General features: G+C 65.5%; 19 protein-coding genes. 7 read left to right on the top strand and 12 right to left on the bottom strand.

The features are described 5' to 3' along the window. Positions 1-4: 4 nt before the first annotated feature. Complete coding sequence (locus tag ACVJ5M_RS04850) at positions 5-1762, top strand: alkaline phosphatase (protein ID WP_354099926.1); 1758 nt, start codon at positions 5-7, stop codon at positions 1760-1762. A 104-nt stretch (positions 1763-1866) separates the two neighbouring features. Continuing rightward, on the top strand, positions 1867-2823 hold the full coding sequence (locus ACVJ5M_RS04855; protein ID WP_063980361.1) for a homocysteine S-methyltransferase family protein: 957 nt from the start codon (positions 1867-1869) through the stop codon (positions 2821-2823). Positions 2824-2877: 54 nt separating this feature from the next. On the opposite strand, the gene ACVJ5M_RS04860 is transcribed toward ACVJ5M_RS04855, so the two are convergent. From ACVJ5M_RS04860 to sdhC, 10 genes are all read right to left on the bottom strand, one after another. After that, positions 2878-5043, bottom strand: coding sequence for an OmpA family protein (locus tag ACVJ5M_RS04860; RefSeq protein ID WP_084794918.1), 2166 nt, complete (start codon positions 5041-5043; stop codon positions 2878-2880). A gap of 186 nt (positions 5044-5229) precedes the next feature. After that, on the bottom strand, positions 5230-5472 hold the full coding sequence (locus tag ACVJ5M_RS04865) for a hypothetical protein (protein WP_063980365.1): 243 nt from the start codon (positions 5470-5472) through the stop codon (positions 5230-5232). An 83-nt stretch (positions 5473-5555) separates the two neighbouring features. Further along, positions 5556-5942, bottom strand: a complete 387-nt coding sequence (locus tag ACVJ5M_RS04870) for a VOC family protein (protein ID WP_028158603.1) — start codon at positions 5940-5942, stop codon at positions 5556-5558. A 22-nt stretch (positions 5943-5964) separates the two neighbouring features. Next, the gene (locus ACVJ5M_RS04875) at positions 5965-6789 is read right to left on the bottom strand and encodes an FkbM family methyltransferase (RefSeq protein WP_063985985.1); all 825 of its coding nucleotides are present in this window, start codon (positions 6787-6789) and stop codon (positions 5965-5967) included. Between the two features lie 165 nt (positions 6790-6954). Further along, the gene (locus tag ACVJ5M_RS04880; protein WP_063980366.1) at positions 6955-8913 is read right to left on the bottom strand and encodes an ABC transporter ATP-binding protein/permease; all 1959 of its coding nucleotides are present in this window, start codon (positions 8911-8913) and stop codon (positions 6955-6957) included. A 52-nt stretch (positions 8914-8965) separates the two neighbouring features. After that, entirely contained in the window at positions 8966-11122 is a 2157-nt protein-coding gene (locus ACVJ5M_RS04885; protein WP_354099927.1) for a hybrid sensor histidine kinase/response regulator, read from the bottom strand. A 165-nt stretch (positions 11123-11287) separates the two neighbouring features. Next, positions 11288-12070: a succinate dehydrogenase iron-sulfur subunit gene (locus ACVJ5M_RS04890; RefSeq protein ID WP_028151918.1), complete on the bottom strand. Its 783-nt coding sequence runs from the start codon at positions 12068-12070 to the stop codon at positions 11288-11290. 25 nt (positions 12071-12095) lie between these two features. Continuing rightward, entirely contained in the window at positions 12096-13931 is a 1836-nt protein-coding gene (sdhA, locus tag ACVJ5M_RS04895; protein WP_354099928.1) for a succinate dehydrogenase flavoprotein subunit, read from the bottom strand. Positions 13932-13934: 3 nt separating this feature from the next. Next, the gene (gene sdhD / locus ACVJ5M_RS04900; RefSeq protein WP_063980369.1) at positions 13935-14339 is read right to left on the bottom strand and encodes a succinate dehydrogenase, hydrophobic membrane anchor protein; all 405 of its coding nucleotides are present in this window, start codon (positions 14337-14339) and stop codon (positions 13935-13937) included. Further along, positions 14336-14734, bottom strand: a complete 399-nt coding sequence (sdhC, locus tag ACVJ5M_RS04905; protein WP_028151914.1) for a succinate dehydrogenase, cytochrome b556 subunit — start codon at positions 14732-14734, stop codon at positions 14336-14338. The genes sdhD and sdhC overlap by 4 nt, the downstream gene beginning before the upstream one ends. 509 nt (positions 14735-15243) lie before the next feature. Between sdhC and ACVJ5M_RS04910 the strand changes: the two genes are divergently transcribed. Continuing rightward, positions 15244-16104: a sulfite exporter TauE/SafE family protein gene (locus tag ACVJ5M_RS04910; protein ID WP_063980370.1), complete on the top strand. Its 861-nt coding sequence runs from the start codon at positions 15244-15246 to the stop codon at positions 16102-16104. 192 nt (positions 16105-16296) lie between these two features. Here ACVJ5M_RS04910 and ACVJ5M_RS04915 read toward each other — a convergent pair whose 3' ends face one another. Beyond that, positions 16297-17826 carry a malonate--CoA ligase gene (locus tag ACVJ5M_RS04915; protein WP_063980371.1) on the bottom strand — a complete coding sequence of 510 codons (1530 nt, stop codon included), beginning with the start codon at positions 17824-17826 and terminating at the stop codon, positions 16297-16299. Positions 17827-17921: 95 nt separating this feature from the next. On the opposite strand from ACVJ5M_RS04915, the gene ACVJ5M_RS04920 reads away from it, so the two are divergent. The 4 genes from ACVJ5M_RS04920 (at position 17922) to ACVJ5M_RS04935 (ending at position 21169) form a co-directional block, all read left to right on the top strand. Beyond that, entirely contained in the window at positions 17922-18683 is a 762-nt protein-coding gene (locus ACVJ5M_RS04920) for an SDR family oxidoreductase (RefSeq protein ID WP_063980372.1), read from the top strand. A gap of 321 nt (positions 18684-19004) precedes the next feature. Further along, positions 19005-19559, top strand: a complete 555-nt coding sequence (locus ACVJ5M_RS04925) for a fasciclin domain-containing protein (RefSeq protein ID WP_063980373.1) — start codon at positions 19005-19007, stop codon at positions 19557-19559. A gap of 183 nt (positions 19560-19742) precedes the next feature. Further along, positions 19743-20372, top strand: a complete 630-nt coding sequence (locus ACVJ5M_RS04930) for a cytochrome b/b6 domain-containing protein (RefSeq protein ID WP_014490675.1) — start codon at positions 19743-19745, stop codon at positions 20370-20372. 14 nt (positions 20373-20386) lie between these two features. Next, a complete protein-coding gene (locus ACVJ5M_RS04935) occupies positions 20387-21169 on the top strand; it encodes a molybdopterin-binding protein (RefSeq protein ID WP_063980374.1) in 783 nt (260 codons plus the stop codon). 120 nt (positions 21170-21289) lie between these two features. Here ACVJ5M_RS04935 and ACVJ5M_RS04940 read toward each other — a convergent pair whose 3' ends face one another. Beyond that, entirely contained in the window at positions 21290-22492 is a 1203-nt protein-coding gene (locus ACVJ5M_RS04940) for a YbfB/YjiJ family MFS transporter (protein WP_354099929.1), read from the bottom strand. Positions 22493-22594: the final 102 nt, after the last annotated feature.

Below are 22594 nucleotides of genomic sequence, written 5' to 3' on the forward strand. Positions count from 1 at the left end.
GAGCATGGTCAAGGGATCGGCACTCGCCTCACTCATCGTCCTCTGTTGGACAACGTCGCTGTCGGCGCAGACGATCTATCAGATCGATCGTGCCGAGATCCTGGCTGGCGCCCGGTTCGACTTCAAGGTCGAGTTTCCCGGGCCGGTCGATCCGGCCAGGCTGAAGGTGACCGTGAACGGCGCGGACTATGCTGCCGCGTTCGGACGTAGCGGGACCTTCATCGATCGCGAGGACGGCAAGGACCAGTCGGCGCTGATTTTGCGCGACGTCACGCTGGCCAAGCCCGGCACCGTCACGGTGGATGTCAGCGATGGCACGCAGCAGCGCAGCATCGCATGGACGGTTTACGACACCGGTCCGCGCAAGGCGAAGAACGTCATCCTGTTTATCGGCGACGGCATGTCGCCAGCGCATCGGGTCGCAGCGCGAATCCTGTCCAAGGGGATTGCGGAAGGCAAGAGCCGCGGCAAGCTCGCAATCGACGACATGCCCCATATGGCGCTGGTGGCGACCGCGGGCTCGGACTCGATCATCACGGACTCCGCGAACTCGGCCAGCGCCTATGCGACCGGCCACAAGAGCGCCGTCAACGCCCTGGGCGTCTATGCGGACCGCACCGCAAGTCCGTTCGACGATCCCCGCGTCGAAACCATCACGAGTCTTGCCAGGCGGAGGCACGGCACGGCGATCGGTGTCGTCACCAACACCGAGATCGAAGACGCAACACCGGCCGCGATGGTCGCGCACACCCGCCGGCGCGCCGCCTATGACGAGATCGTCGAGCAGTTCTTCGCGGCGAAGCCGGATGTGCTGATGGGCGGCGGCAGCGCGAATTTTCTGCCGAAATCCGCGGCCGGCTCCAAACGCAAGGACGAAGCCGACTACATCGCGAAATTTCGCGAAGCAGGCTATCAGGTCGCGACGACCGCGAGCGAGCTCGGCGCTTCTGCCGCAAAGCCGGAGACAAGCAAGCTGCTCGGCCTGTTCGCGACCGGCAACATGGATGGCGTGCTCGACCGCAAATTCCTCAAGGGCGGCGGCGTGAAGAAATTTCCCGAGCAACCTGATTTGACCGAGCAGGTGCGGGCGGCGCTGAACATGCTCTCGAAGAACGAGACCGGCTTCTTCCTGATGGTCGAATCCGGACTGATCGACAAATATGCGCATGTCCTCGACATGGAGCGCGCCGTCTACGATACGATCATGCTCGACAACGCAGTGCGCCAGACGCGCGAATGGGCACGGGCGCGCGGCGACGACACCCTCATCCTGGTGCTGGCGGACCACAATCATCCCAACAGCCTTGTCGGCACAGTGAATGACGACATGGGCACCACGCCCAACGTGCCGCTGCGCGAGCGTGTCGGCGTCTACGAGCAGGCTGGATTTCCCAATTATCCGGCGCCGGATGCCGAGGGCTATCCGTCACGCGTCGATGTGAGCCGCCGGCTCGCCATCTTCTCGGCCAGCCTGCCGGATCACTACGAGACGTTCCGCCCGAAGCTCGACAATCCCAACGAGCCGACCGTCAAGGCCGGTGACGACGGGACCTTCAAGGCCAACGACAAATACAAGGACGTCCCCGGCGCGGTGCTGCGCCCGGGCAATCTGTCGGCGATGATCGGCGCCAGCGTGCATTCGGGCGAGGACGTCATCCTGACGGCGACCGGGCCGGGCAGCGAGCGCGTGCACGGCTCGATGGACAACACCGAGGTGTTTCGCGTGATGGTCGATGCGCTTGGGCTCGCCGCAGGGCAGTAGGAGCAGTCGCGTACCGCGCGACATTATGCGGCACCATCTCGCATGAGACCGGAAGGAGGTTGAAACGACCGAATGAGTGGGGCCTCGCAGCGACGGAGCGACCAATGGCGAAGTACAGAGACAATCTGCCTCAGCGCCGCGGCGGTATCTTCCTGACCGACGGCGGCATGGAGACGACCCTGATCTTTCACAAAGGTCTGGAGCTTCCTCACTTTGCTGCCTTCGTGTTGCTCGAGAGCGAGGCCGGCCGCTCGCATCTGAGGCAGTATTACGAGGCCTATCTTGCGATCGCGCGTCAGCATGGGCTCGGCTTCGTGCTCGACAGTCCGACCTGGCGCGCCAATCCTGATTGGGGTGTCAAGCTCGGCTACGATATGGACGCGCTCACGGCGATCAACGTGCGGGCAATTCTTTTTCTCGAGGAATTGCGCGGCACATGGGAGACCTCCGGCCTGCCCTGTGTGATCAACGGTGCGATCGGTCCGCGGGGCGACGGCTACAAGGCCGGCAACATGGATGCGACGGAGGCGATGGACTATCATTCGTCCCAGATCGCCTCCTTCGCCGAGGCCGGCGCCGACATGGTGACCGCGTTCACGCTGAACAGCGTCAATGAAGCCATCGGCGTGGTGCGTGCTGCAAAGATGCACGCGATCCCGGTTGCCATCTCCTTCACGGTCGAAACTGACGGTTGCCTGGTCAGGGGAGAGACCCTGCGGGAGGCGATCGAAGTCGTCGATCGTGCAACGGAAAGCGCCTGCGAATATTTCCTGATCAACTGCGCTCATCCGACCCACTTCGAGAGTGCCCTCCAAGCCGGCGAGCCATGGGTCGAACGCATTCATGGCGTCAGGGCCAATGCGTCGGCCAAGAGCCATGCCGAGCTCGATGAGTCCGAGGTGCTCGACAGCGGCGATCCCGCCGATCTCGGCCGCCGTTATGTGGCGCTCAGGCGGGCATTCCCGCGCATGCAACTGCTCGGCGGCTGCTGCGGTACCGATCACAGGCATGCCGCAGCCATCTGCGCTGCCTGCGTGCCGCTTCAGGCAGCGGGCGCCTGATCCAAACAAAAATGGCCGGGATTGCTCCCGGCCATTTTGCATTTGTGCTTCGCCTCAGCGCGGCGGCGCGGTGCCGGGCGGGGGCGGCGGCAGCGAGGCCTGGCCACCGTTGAGCAGCGGCGTGATGTTGCGGACGGTGACGCGCCGGTTGATCAGGCTCGGTCCTTGCGTCTGCTCCTTCAGATACTGCTCGCCATAGCCCTGCGAGGTCAGGTTCTCGGCGGGCACCCCGAACTGCTGGGTCAGCAATTCGGCCGCGGACTGCGCACGGCGATCCGACAATGACAGATTGTCGACCTCGTTGCCGACCGCGTCGGTGTGTCCCTCGATCAGGAACACCGCACGCGGGTTGCGCTGGATCGCACGGTTGAGACCGTCGGCGATCCCCTGCAGCCGGGCCGCCTGGTCCGGCGGGATGGTCCACGAGCCCGTCTCGAAGGTGATCGTGTTGACGTCGATGCTCGGCATCTGCATGCGAACATTGGGGCTGTAGCGGATCTCGTCGAGCGTGTAACGCCGATCGATCCGCTGTACCGGCGGTGCCTCCATGGTCTGGTAGATCACGTCCGGCGATGCTTCCTCGGCGTCGACGATGTAGCGATCGTAGGGAATGTTCACGACCGGCGGCGGCGCATCGACATAGAAGCCGCCGACCGACCGCGGATCGCGGTAGCTGTTGTCGATGATGATGATCTCGCGCCCGCCGGGGTCCCTGCGGATTCGCCGCAGCAACGAACCGTCGGGACCGACCACGGTGATGACCTCGCTGCCATCAGGACGGATCACGACCGTGCGGGTCTCGCCGCCGACGGTGTCGGTGCGGATGTCGCGGGCGCCATAGCGGAAGCGATAGAGGTCGTTGCCGCGGACGTAGGCCTGTCCGCCCGGATCGCGGATGATGATGCGATCCGGTTCGGTGTAGACGGTGCGGCCGCCTTCGATGGCCTCGCGTCGCTGGTTGTGCAGGTCGGCAATGGTGGCTCCGATCACGGCGCCGGCCACCACGCCCGCACCGATCGCGAGCGGTGTCAGGTCACGCTGCGGCGGGCGCGGCGGAGGTGGCAGCGGTGCGACGACTGTCGGCCTGGCCTGGAAGGCAGGCGTAACCGTCGGCGGAGCGAATTGCGCCCGGTTGGGCGGCGGCGTTGCGGCCGCCGAGCCTGGGACTGTGCTCGGCGCAGCGGCACCGGCGGGCGCCGCGGGCCGCGGCGGGAGGCCGCCGGCCTGGGGCGGCGCAGCCGGAGTTCCGGCTGCGGGCGCGCCCGCGGGAGGCGTTCCGCCCTGTTGACCAGGGGTCGGCGTCGCCGCTGGAGCTGTGCCGGGGGCGGGCGTCGGTCCTGCACCGGGACGGCCCGGCAGCGGCGTCGGAGCGCCACCGGGGGCCGGCGTGGCCGTTGGAGCGGGCGCGGCACCGGGGGCCGGTGTCGGTGATCCTGCAGCCGGAGGCGTGCCGGGACGTCCGCCGGGCGGCGGGGTGCCCGGGCGTCCAGTCGGCGGTGCGCCGGGCGTGGCGCCCGGTGCCGGCGTTGCCGTCGGAGCAGGTGTTGCCGTCGGAGCAGGCGTGGCGGTCGGTGCAGCCGCGCCAGGGCGGGCCGCAGGCGCGGCCGGTGAAGGCGACGGCGTAGCCGCAGGTGCCGGCGCCGGACGTGCGGGTGCTGCTGCGGGCGGCGTTGCTGCTGCCGGCGGAGTCGGAGCGGGACGCGCGGCAGGCGGAGCTGCGGCGGGAGGCGGCGTCGGCGTGTGCTGCTGCGCGGCCGGGGGCGGCGGAGTTGGCGCAGGCGCATGCTGCTGGGGTGCCGCAGCCGGAGGCGGCGACGGCTGCTTGGGAGCTGCCGGCGGTGGGGGTGGCGGCGGAGGCGGAGGTGTCGGACGTGCCGCAGGCGGAGGAGGCGGTGGTGGGGTCGGGCGCGATGGCGCGGCAGCCGGCGGCGGCGGAGCGGGAGGATGCGGAGGTGCAGCTGCGGGCGGCGGCGCCGTGGGGCGCGCAGGAGCTGCAGGCGGTGCCGCGGCAGGAGGAGGTGGTGCGGCAGGACGTGCGCCAGGCGGCGGTCCCTTCGGCGCTTCCTTCGGAGGCTGCTTCGATTTGTCGGTCTCTGGTGGTTGTGTCTGCGCTTGCGCGACCACGAGCGGCGGCGCGCTTTGCGCATGCGATGCGGAGCTTGCGAATTGCATCGCGGTCAGAGCCGTCGTTGCAAGCAGCACGAAACGAAGGTTGGTCATGATGGTGAACTTCCCCGGAAGGTTCTTTGACGAAGTGTCGGGATGAACAGCTACGCGTTAGGCCGGAATGTGGCGGGCGAAGAGGTCGCGGGCCGATTTATTTCTGCACGCAAATCACCTCACTATGGTGACGTTCATTGCGCATTCAGACGCAGGTTGCAATTGCCTCACATGTGATGCTTCGCCTCACATGTGATCGCGCAGCGAACTTGCATCCGTCGCGGGATTCGGCGTGAGCGGTCCGTTCTGTCCGCGCGATGGAATCTCTTCCGGCACGTGGCCCGGCAATTCGTCGGGCCGCGGTGATTCGCCGGGCTCGCGCACGGGCGGCGCGATTTCAGGCTGCGGATTGCCCGGCGGAATTCCAGGCGGCGGCTCGGTGGGCGTGCCGGGCGTCGACGGTGGAATCTCGGGCGGTTCGATCGGCATCACATCATCGAGGTCAGTTGTCTGGAGAATGACAACGATGATGCCGCGCCGATGTTCCTTGTCGTGTCGTGCCTGAACGCGCGCTATTCCGGCGCGTGGCAGACGGCCTCGATGTTGTGTCCGTCAGGGTCGAGCACGAACGCGCCGTAATAGTTCGCATGATAATGCGGGCGGATGCCGGGTGCGCCGTTGTCGCGGCCGCCGGCGGCAATCGCCGCCTTGTAGAAGGCGTCGACCGTGGCGCGATCCTTGGCGAGAATCGCGATATGCACCGGCTTGTTCATCGCGCCTTCCGCACCGAACCAGAGGTCCGGCTTGCCGTTGGCGCCGAAGCCTGCCGCCGCAGCGTGGCCAGTCTGCTCCGCCGTTACCTCCATGATCAGGCTGTAATCGAGTGGTGCCAGCGCCTTGGCGTAGAACGCTTTCGCGCGCTCATAGTCGGAGACCGAAAAACCCAGATGGTCGATCATCGCAAATCTCCCTTGCTCACGGCTAGCGCGACAGGAACGTATTGCTCCGTGTCTTGCGCGCGATCGCAAAGCCGCGCGCGACCATGTCAGCGATACAATCCTGCTGCCATTCGTTTTGTGACAGATGCTCGATCACCACCGCGCGCGGCCACAGCGATTGCGGCGCGTCGCGGAAGAAGCCGATCAGCACGCGGTCCTCGAACCCCTCGACGTCGATCTTGAGCGAATCGACTTGGCCGACGCCGGCCTCGTCCAGAATGCGTGTCAGCCGCAGCGACGGCACCTTGATGGCCTCCGCGCTGGCCGTGCCGGTGACGACGTGCGTGGCGCCGAGATTGCCGCCGCCGCTCTCGATCATGAGCTCGCCGTCGCTGTCACCGGCGGCAGCCTGCACCAGGCGCACCTGCGTCGTCTTCGACGCGGCGTGGTTGAACGAGAGCCGTCCAAACGTCATCGGATGCGGTTCGATCGCGACCACCTTGCCATTGGTGCCGACCTGCTGCGCCATCACCAGGGCAAAGGTGCCGACATTGGCGCCGACGTCGACGAACACGCCGCCTGCCGGGGTGTGTCGGCGCAGGAAGTCGAGCTCGTCGAGATTGTAGTCGGGATTGAACAGCGCGCCGCGCTCGGTCGCGCTGCCCTGGTGATAGAAGCGGAACGAGGCGCCCTGGTACTGCACATCGATCGGCCCGCCGCGTATCAGGTTGACCAGCCGCGACATCCACGGGCGGAACGCACCGCGCTTCAGCCCCGACTGTTGCGCAAGGCGGATGATCGCAGCCTGTGCCGCGTTCGGCGCAAACGCGCCAAACGGCGCGGACGAAGGGGCGTTGTCGGGCGTCAAGCAGGTGGTCCTCGTTGCAGGCGGCGCATGCATAGCCGGTTTTGATGAGGACTCCAATGTTGCGGGAAAAGAATGTAGCCCGGATGGAGCGCAGCGAAATCCGGGGTTCTCGCCGCTCTGATGGACCGTCCCGGATTGCGCTTCGCTCCATCCGGGCTACGGACCTCACGCCGCCTTTTTTGGCGCGGCCTTGCGCTGCCTCAGGAATCGCCCGAGCAGCTTGCGCTTGCCCTTGCGCGGGATCAGGTCGATATCGCTGACGAGCTTGGCGCCGCCCTTGCGGCGTTCCAGCACGATCTTGCGGCTGTGGAAGGCTTCCAGTTCGACGCGATGGGCGACGCTGACGATGGTCGCCTTCGGCAGCTCGTCGGTGACCATCTGCATCATCTTGTCCTGGCTCTTCTCGTCGAGCGCGGAGGTCGCTTCATCGAGCACGACGATGTCGGGATTGTGCAGCAGCAGCCGCGCGAAGGCGAGGCGCTGCTTCTCGCCGCCTGACAACGTCTGATCCCACGGTCCCTCTTCCTCGATCTTCTCCTTGAGGTGGTCGAGGCCGACCTTGTGCAGGGCTTCGCCGATCTCCTCCACGGTCCAGTCGTCCTCGGCGCCGGGATAGGCGACGGCGCGGCGCAGGCTGCCGGACGGCACGTAAGGCCGCTGCGGCAGCATGAACAGGCGCCGGTCGGGATGGAAATTGACGCTGCCGCCGCCCCATGGCCAGAGCCCCGCGATGGCGCGCACCAGCGTGCTCTTGCCGGTGCCGGATTCGCCCGCGACCAGCAGCCGCTCGCCCGGCTCGATCACCACCTCGGTCTCGCCGACCACGGCCGTGCCGTCGTCGAGCGTGACGGAGAGATCCTTCATCTCCAGCATGGCGTCGTTGCTGGTCTCGCCGCGCTTGATGCGGCCGAGGCCGTCGCCCTGCTCGGCGCGCTCGAGGCCGTCGAGCGACATCATCAGCGAGGCGATGCGCCGGGCGCAGGCGTTCCAGTCGGCGAGCCTGGGATAATTGTCGACCAGCCAGCCGAACGCGCTCTGCACGATGGTGAAGGCGGAGGCCGCCTGCATCACCTGTCCGAGCGTCATGCTGCCGTCGAGGAATTTTGGCGCGCAGAGCAGGAGAGGGACCACGGGAGCGACAAGGCTCGAGCCTTGCGAGACCAGCGTTGTGCGCATGTGCTGGCCGGCCAAACGCGCCCACTGCCGCAGCACGTTGGTGAAATTGCGGTCGATGCCGCCGCGCTCCTCCTCCTCGCCGCCGAGCAGCGCGATGCTCTCGCCGTTCTCGCGCACGCGCGTCAGCGTGTAGCGGAAATCCGCCTCGGCCTGGTTCTTGTCCTCGGAGACCTGCACGAAGCGCCGGCCGATCACCAGGATCGAACCGGAGGCGATCGCGGCGTAAAGGATCGCGGCGATGACGAGGAAGCCGGGGATGGTGATGGCGGAGCCGCCGAGCGTGACCGTGAGCGCGCCGCCGATGGTCCAGAGCACGATGATGAAGGTCGCAGCCGACAACAGCGCCGACGTGACGCCGGCGAGGAAATCGACCGGGGAATCGGTCGCCACGCGCAGATCCTCGGCGATCCGGTATTCTGGATTCTTGTGGTCGCCGCCGACCAGGTTGAGCTGATAATAGCGCCCGTTGGCCAGCCAACGCGTCAGCACGCTTGCCGTGAGCCAGGCGCGCCAGCGGCGCTGAATGCCCATGCGCGCGAACACCTGCGCGACGCCGAGCACGATGCTGCCGATCGCGAGCGGGAAGAACACCGCGGTGAGATGGAAGACGGTGGTCGCCTCGCGCTTCTCGATGGCGTCGAAGATCGCGCGATTCCAGACATTGATGCCGTATTGAAAGCCGACGGTGAGGACGATCAGCACGACGAGGCCGATCGAATAGAGCCACGCCAGCCGGTCGCCGTTGCGGCCCCAGAAGCCGCGTGCGCTGATCCAGAAGCGCGTCAGCAGATAGTCCTTGCGAACCTGCTCGGCCTCCTCGGGCGAGAGTGCGGGATCGGGCTCAATAACCTCCGGCGGCGGCGGCGTGACCTCGTCGCCGTTCTCGCCCTTGATCTCGACAATGGGGGGCTTCCTGCCCTGTTCGCGCTTTGCGGCCGGCTTGTGCATGAGCGGATAACGCGAACCAAATCAATCGGTTCCCGTTGGTTCCGTGCCGCCCTCACTCGGCGGCGCCGTCGCGGACCGGCCGGAGCCTCGCGGCCCGATGGAGAACCCGCGACAATTCCTCGATCGAATAGGGCTTTTGCACGAGATCGAAGCCGGCGGCGCCATCTTGTGACAGGGCCTGACTGTAGCCCGTGGTCAGCACGATCGGCACGCGGATGCCGCGCTCGCGGATCGCTTGCGCCAGATCGAGCCCGGTCATCCCGGGCATCACCACGTCGGAGAACACGACGTCGAAGCGATCTGTGTCCACGGTGAGCTCGGCAAGTGCGTCGGTGGCGTTGTCCACCAAAGTGATGCTGTAACCGAGCTCGGTGAGACCGTCGGCAGCGAAATTGGCGAGCTCGATATTGTCCTCGACCAACAGCACCGACATGCCGCTGCCGGCCACCGCCGGCGCGGTATTGGGCGCCTGCCGCTGCGGCAGCAGGTCCGCCGGCACGCGCGGCAGATAGAGTGAGAAGGTGCTGCCCTGGCCGACCTCGCTCTCGACGGTCACCTCGCCGCCGGATTGGCGGGCGAAGCCGAACACCTGCGACAGGCCGAGACCGGTGCCCTGGCCGACCTGCTTGGTGGTGAAGAACGGCTCGAAGATGCGGCCCAATCGTGCGGCGGGAATGCCGATGCCGGTGTCGCTGACGGCGACACTGACGAAGCCATCGTTGCCTGCAAGATCATGGCTGCCCGAGACGTGCACCAATGTATCGGGTACGGTCGCCGCCGCCTGCACGGCGAAGGTGATCCTGCCTTTGCCCTGCATGGCGTCGCGCGCATTGGTCGCCATGTTGATCAGAGCCGTCTCGAACTGGCCGGCATCGGCCTTGACGAGGCAGGACTCGGTCGGCAGCCGGATTCCGATCTCGATCGCCGGCCCGAGCAGCGTGGCGAGCATGTCGTGCAGCGACTGCATCCGCTCCCCGACGTCGAACACTTCCGATTTCAGGGTCTGGCGCCGCGCGAACGCCAGCAGCTGCGAGGTCAGCTTGGCGGCGCGCGCGACCGCGTCCGCAATGGCATTGATGTAGCGCTGCCGCCGCTCCTCGCTCAGCTGCGGCCGGTTCAACAAGTCGACCGAGGCACGAATCACGGTGAGGAGATTGTTGAAGTCGTGCGCGACACCACCGGTGAGCTGGCCGAGCGCTTCCAGCCGCTGGCTGTGCTTGAGCGCCTCCTCGGCCTCGCGTCGCGCCGTGGCCTCGGCGTGGAGATGCTGGGTGCGCCGGAACGCGAGCGCAAGCAGCAGAAACAGCAGCGCCGTGGCGGGAATGCCGAACACCAGATGCTGGCCCATGGTGGCGAGCCAGCGCGCGCGGATCGCCGAGGTCTCGAGCCCGGCGCTGACATAGATCGGATATTCGGCGACGCGCCTGTAGCCGACGCGCCGCTCGATTCCGTCCGAGGGCCAGGCGATGGTGATGAGGCCGTGCTCGGGGTGAGCGGCGATCTGCTGCCCGACCGGTCCGGTCGGATCGAGCCGGAAGTCGCGGTCGAGCCGGGGAAAATGAGTGAGCACCACGCCGTCCGTGCGTCCCATGGCGAAGAAGCTGCCGGGATCGGAGCCGATCCTGGCATAAAAGCTCTCGAAATATTCCGGCAGGACGGAGGCCTGGATGACGCCGATGAAGCTGCCATCGTCGGTTTCGCGGCGCCGGCTCATGCCGAAGAAGCGTGCCCCCTGATAGGGCGGACGCGGCGTCAGGGCTGCGCCGACGAACGTGCCAATGTTCTGGTCGACATGGGCGTAGAAGTAATCGCGGTCCGCAAAACTCAGATCCTGCGGTGGCGAGGCGAGGCTGTTGACCAGCGATTTCCCGTTCGAGTCGAAGATCCAGGCCGATTTGAGCTGCGGCAGCGCATCGGTCAGCCGTTTCAGGCGGCGATGCAGCGCCGGTTCGCGCGAGCGGATGACCTCGTCGGGAAGGCCGCGCACGACTTCGTTGAGTTCGGCCAAGCTGCGGTCGATGGTCTCGAACACCTTGAGCGCGTGCTCATGGGCGACATCGAGCGTGCGCTCGATCTCGCGGTCGGCGATGTCCTTCGTCGATGTGTAGGAGATCGTGGAGGTGAAGACGAACAGTGCAATCGGCAGCGCCAGGGATGCCGCCATCATCCACTGCAACAGTCTCAGCGAGTTGCGTTGCGCACCCTGCACAGTCGCTCCGGTCCCTGACCGGAGAGCTTACTTGAAATTCCCGCTGGGAAGGAAGTGGCCTGTCGATGGAACCGGAGGTTGTAATCCGGACGTTCGCGCGTGGTGCGGGCTATGGCGTAGAATGCCCCGGCCGTCGCGGCCGGGGAGCCGTAGCATGAATGAGGCCTAGATCTGGCGCTCGACCATCTTGAGCTTGAGCTCGGCGATGGCTTCCGCCGGATTCAGGCCCTTCGGGCAGGCCTTGGCGCAGTTCATGATGGTATGGCAGCGGTAGAGGCGGAACGGGTCCTCGAGATTGTCGAGCCGCTCGCCGGTCGCCTCGTCGCGGGAGTCGGAGACCCAGCGGTTGGCCTGGAGCAGGGCGGCCGGGCCGAGATAGCGATCGCTGTTCCACCAATAGCTCGGGCACGAGGTCGAGCAGCAGGCGCAGAGGATGCACTCGTAGAGGCCGTCGAGCTTCTCGCGGTCCTCATGGCTCTGGCGCCATTCCTTCTGCGGCGTCGGCGAGGTCGTCTTCAGCCACGGTTCGACCGAGGCGTACTGCGCGTAGAAATTGGTGAGGTCAGGAACGAGGTCCTTCACGACCGGCTGGTGCGGCAGCGGGTTGATCTTGACCGCGCCGTCCTTGACGTCATGCATCGAGCGCGTACAGGCGAGCGTGTTCTGGCCGTCGATGTTCATCGCGCAGGAGCCGCAGACGCCTTCACGGCAGGAGCGGCGGAAGGTCAGCGACGGGTCGATGTTGTTCTTGATCCAGATCAGGCCGTCCAACACCATCGGACCGCAATCATGGGTGTCGACGTAATAAGTGTCGACGCTCGGATTCTTGCCGTCGTCCGGATTCCAGCGATAAACGCGGAATTCGCGAACGTCTGTCGCGCCCGCCGGCTTCGGCCAGGTCTTGCCGCCGGTGATCTTGGAGTTCTTCGGAAGTGCGAATTCAACCATTTCGATTAAGGCCTTCGCTGTTCGCTCAGTACACGCGCGCCTTGGGCGGGATGTACTGCACGTCGTTGGTCATGGTGTAGTCGTGAACGGGGCGGTACTCGATCTTGACCTTGCCGGCATCGTCCAGCCAGGCCAGCGTGTGCTTCATCCAGTTCTTGTCGTCGCGCGCGGAGAAGTCCTCGCGGGCGTGGGCGCCACGGCTCTCGGTGCGGTTGGCGGCGGAGTCCATCGTCACCACTGCCTGCGAGATCAGATTGTCGAACTCGAGCGTCTCGATCAGGTCGGAATTCCACACCAGCGAGCGGTCGGACACGGCGATGTCGGTGATGCCGCTGTGGACCTTCTCGATCAGGTTCTGGCCTTCGCTCAGGATGTCGCCGGTGCGGAACACCGCGCAATTGTTCTGCATCACGTGCTGCATGCCTTCGCGCAGCTTCGCGGTCGGCGTGCCGCCGGAGGCGTAGCGGTAATGGTCGAGGCGGCCGAGCGCGAGCTCGGACGAGTTCGCCGGCAGCTCCGGCTGCTTGGCGTTGGGCGTGAGCTTTTCGGCAAGACGCAAAGCGGCGGCGCGGCCGAACACCACGAGGTCGATCAGCGAGTTGGAGCCAAGGCGGTTGGCGCCGTGCACGGAGACGCAAGCCGCTTCGCCGATCGCCATCAGGCCTGGGATGACGGCGTTGTCGTCGCCGTCCCGCTTGGTCAGCACTTCGCCATGATAGTTCGTGGGGATGCCGCCCATGTTGTAGTGCACGGTCGGCACGATCGGGATCGGCTCGCGCGTCACGTCGACATTGGCGAAGATTTTTGCGGATTCGGAGATGCCCGGCAGGCGCTCGGCCAGCACCGCGGGATCGAGATGGTCGAGATGCAGGAAGATGTGGTCCTTCTTCTTGCCGACGCCGCGGCCTTCGCGGATCTCGATGGTCATCGCGCGCGAGACGACGTCGCGCGAGGCGAGGTCCTTCGCGGACGGCGCATAGCGCTCCATGAAGCGCTCGCCCTCGGAATTGACGAGATAGCCGCCTTCGCCGCGCGCGCCTTCGGTGACGAGACAGCCCGAGCCGTAAATGCCGGTCGGGTGGAACTGCACGAACTCCATGTCCTGCATCGGCAGGCCGGCGCGCAGCACCATGCCGCCGCCGTCGCCGGTGCAGGTGTGTGCCGAGGTGCAGGAGGCGTAGGCGCGGCCGTAGCCGCCCGTTGCCAGGATCACGGTCTGGGCGCGGAAGCGGTGCAGCGTGCCGTTGTCCAGCTTGAGCGCGATGACGCCGCGGCAGGTGCCCTGGTCGTCCATGATCAAATCGATGGCGAAGAACTCGATGAAGAACTCGGCCGCGTGACGCAGCGACTGGCCGTACATCGTGTGCAGCATGGCGTGGCCGGTGCGGTCGGCGGCGGCGCAGGTGCGCTGCGCCTGGCCCTTGCCGTAGTCCATGGTCATGCCGCCGAACGGGCGCTGGTAGATCTTGCCGTCCTCGGTGCGCGAGAACGGCACGCCCCAATGTTCGAGCTCGTAGACCGCCTCGGGCGCGTTGCGCACCATGTATTCGATCGCGTCCTGGTCACCGAGCCAGTCCGACCCCTTCACGGTGTCGTACATGTGCCAGCGCCAGTCGTCCTTGTGCATGTTGCCGAGGGAAGCCGAGATGCCGCCCTGGGCCGCGACCGTATGCGAGCGGGTCGGAAACACCTTGGTGATGCAGGCGGTGCGCAGACCGGCTTCGCTGCAGCCGACCACGGCGCGCAGGCCCGCGCCGCCGGCGCCGACCACGACGACGTCATAGGTGTGGTCTTCGATCGGATAGGCTTTGCCGTTGGTGGCGGGAGCGCCGTTGCCCTTGCCATTCGTCGCTGTGGCCATGGGTTACACTCCGGATGAAAGCTTGAGGATCGCGTAGGTCGAGGCGAGCGCCACAGCGATCGAGAAGAAATTGTTGAGCATGATCGAGATGAGCTTCAGCTTCTCGTTATGGATGTAGTCCTCGATCACCACCTGCATGCCGATCTTCATGTGCCAGGCGCTGGCGGCGATGAAGAGCAGCAGGATCACCGCGATCGGCAGCGAGCCGAGGATCTGTGCGGCACCGGCCTGGTTGCGGCCGAGCAGCATCATGATGATCACGAGCACCGGAATCATCAGCAGCGTCATGGCGACGGCGGTGATGCGCTGGCGCCAGAAATCGGACGTACCCGAATGCGCCGCACCGAGATTGCGGACGCGGCCGAGCGGGGTGCGCATGCTGCGCTTGGGCGTATCGGTCGCGCTCATCGTCCGCCTCCGATCGCATAGGCGATGATCCAGATCAGGACCGTGAGCACGATGCCGCCGATCAGCGCGCCCCAGGTCAGGGCCTCGCGCTCATTGGGCTTGAAGCCGTAGCCGAGGTCCCACACGAAGTGCCGGATACCGCTCAGCATATGGTGCATCAGCGCCCAAGTGTAGCCGAACACGATCAGCCGGCCGATGATGCTGCCGGTGAAGGCCTGGACGTGGGAATAGGCGGCGGGGCCGGAAGCCGCCGCGATCAGCCACCAGGCCAGCAGCAGGGTTCCGACGTAGAGCGCGATACCGGTGGCGCGATGGACGATGGACAGCGCCATCGTCAGCGTCCAGCGGTAGACTTGCATGTGGGGGGAAAGCGGTCGTTCGATCCGTGCGGTCATGGGCTTTTGATGTTTATTGCGGCCCAGCAGGGGGCACGCGGGGATCGCGAAAGGTCGGCTCTATTTACGGAGTCGATTTCGCCTGCGCAATCACCAAATCGCCATAAATCGAACCGCGGTTCAGCTCTAGAGCGTTGATGATGCAAGGCCAATCAGTGGCTTGGTATACCAGCACTTCTGTCCGCCAACGAAAAACAGAATATAGATTCATTTGTTCTGAAGGGACCGATGCGCGTTGAAATTGCTATTGGAACGCCTCTAAACGGACCATGCCGTCCAAACCCGCCCGGGGCCGGTCTTTTGAGCCGCTAACGCCTTTCGGACGGCACCAAACAGCTCCCGCCCCGGCCCGTTTTGGCCCCTGTCCGGATATGCGCACCTTGCATTCCACCCCAGCCGCAAGATGTGGCGTGTCGACCGCGAGAATCAGATCGCCTAAAGCTCCGCACGCAGCTTTCCGAAGGCATGTTTCGGAGAAGTTGCGACCAAGTCGCCGGGGCAGGTCAGGGGTGATTGCAGGTCTTGATATCAAGGAGATCGTCGAGCTCGCGCTGTTGCTGATCGCAACCGGCGCGCTCTCGGGATTCCTGGCCGGCGTGTTCGGCATTGGCGGGGGCGCGATTCTCGTGCCGGTGTTTTACGAATGCTTCCGGATCGCCGGCGTGCCGCTCGAAGTGCGCATGCCGCTCTGCATCGGCACCTCGCTCGCGGTGATCATTCCGACCTCGATCCGTTCGTTCCAGGCGCACTACAAGCGCGGCGCCGTCGATATGACGATCCTGCGCGTGTGGTGGCTGCCGATCGTGATCGGCGTCGTCGCCGGCAGCGTCATCGCGCGTTACGCGCCGGAGAAGCTGTTCAAGATCGTGTTCGTCTGCGTCGCCTATTCCGCGTCGGCGCGTCTCATCTTCGCGCGCGAGGGCTGGAAGTTCGGCGATGATCTGCCCAAAGGCCCGCTGATGCGCGTCTACGGCTTCTGCGTCGGTATCCTCTCGACGCTGATGGGCATCGGCGGCGGCTTGTTCTCGAACCTGCTGATGACGTTCTACGGCCGGCCCATCCACCAGGCAGTGGCGACCTCGTCGGCACTCGCGGTCCTGATCTCGATCCCCGGCGCGCTCGGCTACATTTATGCCGGCTGGCCGGCGGCGGCGACCTATCCGGCCGTCGCAGCGCTGCAAGTCCCGTTCGCGCTTGGCTACGTCTCGCTGATCGGCGCCGTGCTGGTGATGCCGATGAGCCTCGTGACAGCGCCGCTCGGCGTGAGAGCCGCGCATGCGATGTCGAAGCGAACGCTGGAGGTGGCGTTCGGCTGCTATCTGTTCATCGTCGGAAGCCGGTTTGTGATGAGCTTGGTGGGCGGACAGTGAACGGCTTCGGCTGAACTCCGCGCCACATCCTCCGCTGTCATCGCCCGCGAAGGCGGGCGATCCAGTATTCCACCAGCGCCGGTGATTGATCCGAGAGGCCGCGGCGTACTGGATGCCCCGCCTTCGCGGGGCATGACAGCGTACCGGGTAGAGGCTCCTCGCAATGACGGCGAGAGAGCAGAGCTCCCCCACTCATTTCTTCGCGTAAATATCCTTGTACGTATCCCGCAGCACGTTCTTCTGCACCTTGCCCATCGTATTCCGCGGCAATTCGTCGACGACGAACACGCGCTTGGGCATCTTGAACTTTGCCAGCCTTCCGTCGAGCGCCTTCAGCACCGCGGCCTCGGTGACGTCGGCGCCCTTGTTGCAGACCAGAACCGCCGTGACGCCTTCGCCGAAATCGGCATGCGGCACGCCGATCACGGCGGATTCGACCACGCCGGGCATGGCGTCGAGCTCACTCTCGATTTCCTTGGGGTAGACGTTGAAGCCGCCGGAGATCACGAGATCCTTGCCGCGGCCGAGAATGTGGACGTAGCCCTTGTCGTCGATCTTGCCGAGGTCGCCAGTGATGAAGAAGCCGTCGGGCCGGAATTCGGACTTGGTCTTCTCCGGCATGCGCCAATAGCCCTTGAAGACGTTCGGGCCCTTCACCTCGATCATGCCGATCTCGTCGCGCGGCAGCTCCTTGCCGGTCTCGGGCTCGGTCACGCGCACGGAGACGCCGGGGAGGGGAAAGCCGACCGCGCCGGGCACGCGCTCGCCGTCATACGGGTTCGACGTGTTCATGTTGGTCTCGGTCATGCCGTAGCGCTCGAGCACCGCATGGCCCGTGCGCGCCGACCATTCGCGATGGGTTTCGGCGAGCAGCGGTGCGGAGCCCGAGATGAACAGCCGCATGTGCTTTGTGGTCTCGCGCGACAGCGCGGAGTTCTGGAGCAGCCGCGTGTAGAAGGTCGGCACGCCCATCAGCACCGTGGCGCGCGCCATCAGCTTGATTATGAGATCGGGGTCGAGCTTCGGCAGGAAGATCATCGACGCCCGCGAAAACAGCGTGACGTTGGTCGCCACGAACAGGCCGTGCGTATGGTAGATCGGCAGCGCGTGGATCAGCACGTCCTTGTCGGTGAAGCGCCAATAGCCGACCAGGCTCAGCGAGTTCGACGCGAGATTGTCGTGCGTCAGCATCGCGCCCTTGGAGCGGCCGGTGGTGCCTGACGTGTAGAGGATCGCGGCGAGATCGTCGTTTGCCCGTGAGACGGTCGCGAATTCGCTGCTGGCCTTGTCGGCGGCTTCCGTCAGCGAGCCCTTGCCGTCGGGCCCGAGCGTCTCGACCTTGGCCTTCACCTTGGCGGCGATCGGGGCGAGGCCCTCGGCCTTGGAGGGATCGCAGACCACCAGCGACGGCTCGGCATCGCCGATGAAGTAATCGAGCTCGTTCAGCGTATAGGCCGTGTTCAGCGGCAAATAGACCGCGCCGGCCCGCACGGTGGCGAGATACAGCACGATATTGGCGACCGATTTCTCCACCTGCACCGCGACGCGGTCGCCGGGCTTCACGCCGCGCGCGACCAGCACGTTCGCCATCTGCCCGGCCCGCGCGATCAGGTCGCCATAGCTGATATGGGCGCCGTCCTGCGTCTCGACCGCGAGGCGTTTGGGATCGTCCAGACCGTCGAACAGGCGGGAAAACAGGTTGGCGTTGGCAGCTTGGTTCATGCAAGATTTCCTCGACCGCAAGGCAAACAAGGCCGGTCAAAACCGAGGGCTGGATTAGCAAAAACCGCCCCAATGAAGCAACGGAGACAGTTTGCATGACCAAAAACGGGAAACGCGTGGCCTGGGTGACGGGCGGTGGCAGCGGCATCGGGGAGGCCGGCGCCGAGGCGCTCGCGGCCGACGGCTGGATAGTCGTGGTCTCGGGCCGCCGCAAGGACGCCCTGGATACCGTGGTTGCCAGGATTGCCAAGGCAGGCGGGGCGGCCGAGGCCATTGCGCTCGATGTGTCCAACGCCGCCGAAGCCCAGAAGGCGGCCGATCAAATCGTCGCGAAACACGGCCGCATCGACCTGCTCGTGAACAATGCCGGTATCAATGTCCCCAAGCGGAGCTGGAAGGACATGGAACTGGAGGGCTGGGACGAGCTCGTCCAGGTCAACCTCAACGGCGTGCTGTATTGCATGCGCGCAGTGTTGCCCACGATGCGCAAGCAGCAGGATGGCTCGATCATCAACGTCTCGTCCTGGGCCGGCCGCCACGTCTCGAAGATGCCGGGCCCGGCCTACACCACCACCAAGCATGCGGTGCTGGCGCTGACTCATTCCTTCAACATGGACGAATGCGTCAACGGCCTGCGCGCCTGCTGCCTGATGCCGGGCGAGGTGGCTACTCCCATCCTGAAACTGCGCCCGGTGGTGCCGAGCGAGGAGGAGCAGGCCAAGATGCTGCAATCGGAAGATCTGGGCCGCACCATCGCGTTCATCGCATCGATGCCGCCGCGCGTCTGCATCAACGAGCTGCTGATCAGCCCGACGCATAATCGCGGATTCATTCAGACGCCGAACAACAGGGATTGAGACGAGCACACTGCCGTAGGGTGGGCAAAGGCGCGACGCGCCGTGCCCACCATCTACCCTCGATCGCGAATGAAGTTGGTGGGCACGCTTCGCTTTGCCCACCCTACGGCACCGGGTGCTGAGCCCGCGCTCATACACGGATGCGCCGCTACATAGTTTCACGCATCACGATAAATTATTTCCCGAAACCCCATCGCGAACCCTCCCGTAGTTCGGTCCAACGACGGCACTGCTGCTTCACGCCAAAAGGTCGCAGGCGCCGTTGTTGCCCCAACGCAAACGCCGGCCATTGCCGGTCACAATCCAATCGGGAGACTCTCCATGTCGAAGCGTATTGCCTATCTCGCTGCCGCCGCTTTCAGCGCCCTGGCCATCACCGCGACCGTCGTCGCGCCTGTCCGCGCCGAGGAGAAGACCGTCATGGTCGGTGGCGCCGCGATGTTCCCGTCCAAGAACATCGTCCAGAACGCCGTCAACTCCAAGGATCACACCACGCTGGTCGCGGCGGTGAAGGCGGCCGGCCTGGTGCCGACGCTGGAAAGCAAGGGCCCGTTCACGGTGTTCGCGCCCACCAATGCCGCCTTCGGCAAGCTGCCGGCCGGAACCGTCGACAATCTGGTCAAGCCCGAGAACAAGGCGACCTTGACCAAGATCCTCACCTACCATGTCGTGCCCGGCAAGCTCGAGGCCTCCGACCTCACCGACGGCAAGAAGATGAAGACCGCCGAAGGCGAGGAACTGACCGTGAAGAAGCAGGACGGCAAGGTCTGGATCGTCGATGCCAAGGGCGGCACCTCGATGGTGACGATCTCCAACGTCAACCAGTTGAACGGCGTGATCCATGTGGTCGATACCGTGCTGATGCCGGCGACGTAACACCGCGCGTCCCTGTTTCATCCCGCAAGCAGGATGCGACGAAACGGCGAGCCGGGGGCACCCGGCTCGCTTTATTGTGACCAAGGTCGCCCGCAGACTCGATTCGCCGTCGTGCGGGGGCGTAACGAAAGCGGAAGTATCGGCGTATATTCGGTGTCAGACGACCTTCAGGACGGAACCATCATGTCGAGCCTCACAGTCAGCGACGAGCAGGTCAGCGCCACCCCCGCCAAAGTGATCCAGCCGGCCTGGGTCCGTGTCATGCACTGGACCAACGCGGTCGCCATGATCCTGATGATCCTGTCGGGCTGGCAGATCTACAACGCCTCGCCGCTGTTCGGCTTCAGTTTTCCGCGCGAGTATACGCTTGGCGGCTGGCTCGGCGGTGGCCTGCTCTGGCACTTTGCGGCGATGTGGCTGCTGATGGTCAACGGCCTCGCCTATCTCGTCACCGGCTTCGCCACCGGCCGCTTCCGCAAAAAATTGCTGCCGATCACGCCGTCCGGTGTGCTCCACGACGTCAGGGCTGCCCTGACCTTCAAGCTCGGCCACGACGATCTCACCGTCTACAATTACGTGCAGCGCCTGCTCTATGCCGGCATCATCGTGGTCGGCGTGCTGATCGTGCTGTCGGGCCTGTCGATGTGGAAGCCGGTGCAGCTCTATTATCTCGTGATGCTGTTCGGCGACTATCCGACCGCGCGCTACGTCCATTTCTTCTGCATGGCCGCGATCTGCGCCTTCCTCGTCATTCACGTCTTGCTCGCGCTGCTGGTGCCCAAGAGCCTGCGTGCGATGATCATTGGCCGCTGATTAGGAGACCCGTTATGGCCAAGCGCTCATTCCTCATCCCCGGCGTCGACAAGCGGCTGCTGATCAAGGACTCCATCAAGTCCATGCCGGACTTCACCCGCCGCCGCTTCATCGCCGGCGGCGCCAGCCTCGGCGCGCTGACGCTGCTCACCGGCTGCGACGTCGTCGATTCCTCGTCGGCCGATACCCTGCTCGCGAAGGTCTCGAAGTTCAACGACGCCGTGCAGGCCTGGATGTTCAATCCCGACGCGCTGGCGCCGACCTTCCCGGAAAGCGCGATCACGAAACCGTTTCCGTTCAACGCCTATTACGATCTCGACGACGCGCCCGATGTCGACGGCGCCGACTGGAAGCTCGAGGTGCGCGGTCTCGTCGACAACAAGAAGTCCTGGACGCTGGACGAGCTCTACAAGCTGCCGCAGGTCACGCAGATCACCCGACACATCTGCGTCGAGGGCTGGAGCGCGATCGGAAGCTGGACCGGCACGCCCTTGCGCGATTTCCTCAAGCTGATCGGCGCCGACACGCGCGCAAAGTATGTCTGGTTCCAGTGCGCCGACAAGGACGGCTACAACTCGCCCCTGGACATGCGCAGCGCGCTGCATCCGCAAACCCAGATGACGTTCAAATACGCCAACGAGATATTACCGCGCGCCTACGGCTTCCCGATGAAGATCCGCGTGCCGACGAAACTCGGATTCAAGAACCCGAAATACGTGGTCTCGATGGAAGTCACCAACGACTACAAGGGCGGCTATTGGGAAGACCAGGGGTACAATTCGTTCAGCGGGAGTTAGGCACGCTGCTGTAGGGTGGATTAGCCCTGCGGCTGCGCGAAGCGCGGTCGCACGGCGTAATCCACCTCTTTCGTTTCCGCAGTGGCAGAAGTGGTGGGTTACGCCTTCGGCTAACCCACCCTACGGCACCGATTGCTTGGCCGGCCCCACCTTGCGTTGACACAACGCGGCCACCGCCCCCAACGCCAGCAGCGCCGCCGACACATTCAGCGCGTAACTCAAGCTGCCCAGTGCATCGGTGATCGCACCGACCACGATCGGGCCGAGCGTCTGGCCGACGCCGAACGAGATCGTCATGGCCGCGATCGCGGTCGGCCACATCTCGGGCGGATAGTTGAAGCGCACGAAGGCCGTGGTCGAGCCGACCACGGCGAAGAAGGCAACGCCGAACACGACCGCCGAGACCGCGAGCCACGCCGGCGAATGCCCCAGCATAGGCAACGCCGCGCCGAGCGCGTTGGTGCCGAGGATGATGGCGGTGGCAAGTCCGCCGCGGTCGAGCGCCAGCACGCCGCGCCAGACCCAGGGTGTGACGAAGGCGCTGAGGCCGATCAGGCTCCAGAACGCGGCCTGCGCCGCGGCCCCGCCGCCGCCGTCGCGCACATAGGCGATCATGAAGGTCATGTAGGCGATGTAGCCGGCGCCAAACAGGAAGTAGCCGGCGAGATAGATCAGCACGGGCAGAATCGCGAAGGTGGCGTGGCTGCCTTCCGAGAAACGCACCCCGCTCTCGATGCGGATCAGGAACAGCGGCACGGTCATCACGACGGACAGCAGCGTCAGCGCCCACCACACCAGCCACCACGAGCCCGGCCCGAAATATTGCAGCGTGAACGGGGCGATCAGCCCCGAGGCGAGAATCCCGATGCCGGGCCCGGCGTAGAACAGGCTCAGCAGGAAATTGGCCCGTTCCGGGCGCGACTGCGCGATAGCAGCGGCCAGCGCGCCGCCGGCGACGAAGCCGGCCGCGGCCCCTAAGCCCAGCACGAGACGTGCGAGGCTCAGCGCAACGAAATTGCCGGTCAGTGCGCAGGTGGCGAGCGCGGCGACGCAGGCGAGGGTTCCGCCGCGGATCGCCGCCGACCAGCCGACGCGCTGGATCAGCCGGGACGCGACAAGCGCGCCCGCGAGGTAGCCGACGGCATTGATGGTGTTCATGAAACCGGCGGCCGAGTAGGACCAGCCGAGGTCCTCCCGCATATCGGGCAGCACCAGCGCATAGGCAAAGCGGCCGATGCCGAGCCCGACCGTCGCCGCCAGCGACAGGGTCAGGATCAGCCGCGCGGGGTGTGCGTCGGGCGGGGGACGATCAGGGGCGCGCAAGGGATACTCCGGCGTGCGCAGTGTGGCAGGCCCTGCGGGTCTTGCACAGCCGCGAGGCGGCAATGGTGTCTTGCCAAGCGCGCAACGCCGCTCTAGCACTCC

The sequence above is a fragment of the Bradyrhizobium sp. S3.7.6 genome (assembly GCF_054061875.1).

Bases quoted from the DNA above. Each gene is read 5' to 3' on its own strand.
- ACVJ5M_RS04850 (WP_354099926.1), top strand. From the start codon at position 5: ATGGTCAAGGGATCGGCACTCGCCTCACTCATCGTCCTCTGTTGGACA.
- ACVJ5M_RS04920 (WP_063980372.1), top strand. From the start codon at position 17,922: ATGACCAAAAACGGGAAACGCGTGGCCTGGGTGACGGGCGGTGGCAGC.
- ACVJ5M_RS04915 (WP_063980371.1), bottom strand. From the start codon at position 17,826: ATGAACCAAGCTGCCAACGCCAACCTGTTTTCCCGCCTGTTCGACGGT.
- ACVJ5M_RS04930 (WP_014490675.1), top strand. From the start codon at position 19,743: ATGTCGAGCCTCACAGTCAGCGACGAGCAGGTCAGCGCCACCCCCGCC.
- ACVJ5M_RS04890 (WP_028151918.1), bottom strand. From the start codon at position 12,070: ATGGTTGAATTCGCACTTCCGAAGAACTCCAAGATCACCGGCGGCAAG.
- sdhD (WP_063980369.1), bottom strand. From the start codon at position 14,339: ATGAGCGCGACCGATACGCCCAAGCGCAGCATGCGCACCCCGCTCGGC.
- ACVJ5M_RS04860 (WP_084794918.1), bottom strand. From the start codon at position 5,043: ATGACCAACCTTCGTTTCGTGCTGCTTGCAACGACGGCTCTGACCGCG.
- ACVJ5M_RS04855 (WP_063980361.1), top strand. From the start codon at position 1,867: ATGGCGAAGTACAGAGACAATCTGCCTCAGCGCCGCGGCGGTATCTTC.
- ACVJ5M_RS04870 (WP_028158603.1), bottom strand. From the start codon at position 5,942: ATGATCGACCATCTGGGTTTTTCGGTCTCCGACTATGAGCGCGCGAAA.
- ACVJ5M_RS04880 (WP_063980366.1), bottom strand. From the start codon at position 8,913: ATGCACAAGCCGGCCGCAAAGCGCGAACAGGGCAGGAAGCCCCCCATT.
- sdhC (WP_028151914.1), bottom strand. From the start codon at position 14,734: ATGACCGCACGGATCGAACGACCGCTTTCCCCCCACATGCAAGTCTAC.
- sdhA (WP_354099928.1), bottom strand. From the start codon at position 13,931: ATGGCCACAGCGACGAATGGCAAGGGCAACGGCGCTCCCGCCACCAAC.
- ACVJ5M_RS04935 (WP_063980374.1), top strand. From the start codon at position 20,387: ATGGCCAAGCGCTCATTCCTCATCCCCGGCGTCGACAAGCGGCTGCTG.
- ACVJ5M_RS04865 (WP_063980365.1), bottom strand. From the start codon at position 5,472: ATGCCGATCGAACCGCCCGAGATTCCACCGTCGACGCCCGGCACGCCC.
- ACVJ5M_RS04925 (WP_063980373.1), top strand. From the start codon at position 19,005: ATGTCGAAGCGTATTGCCTATCTCGCTGCCGCCGCTTTCAGCGCCCTG.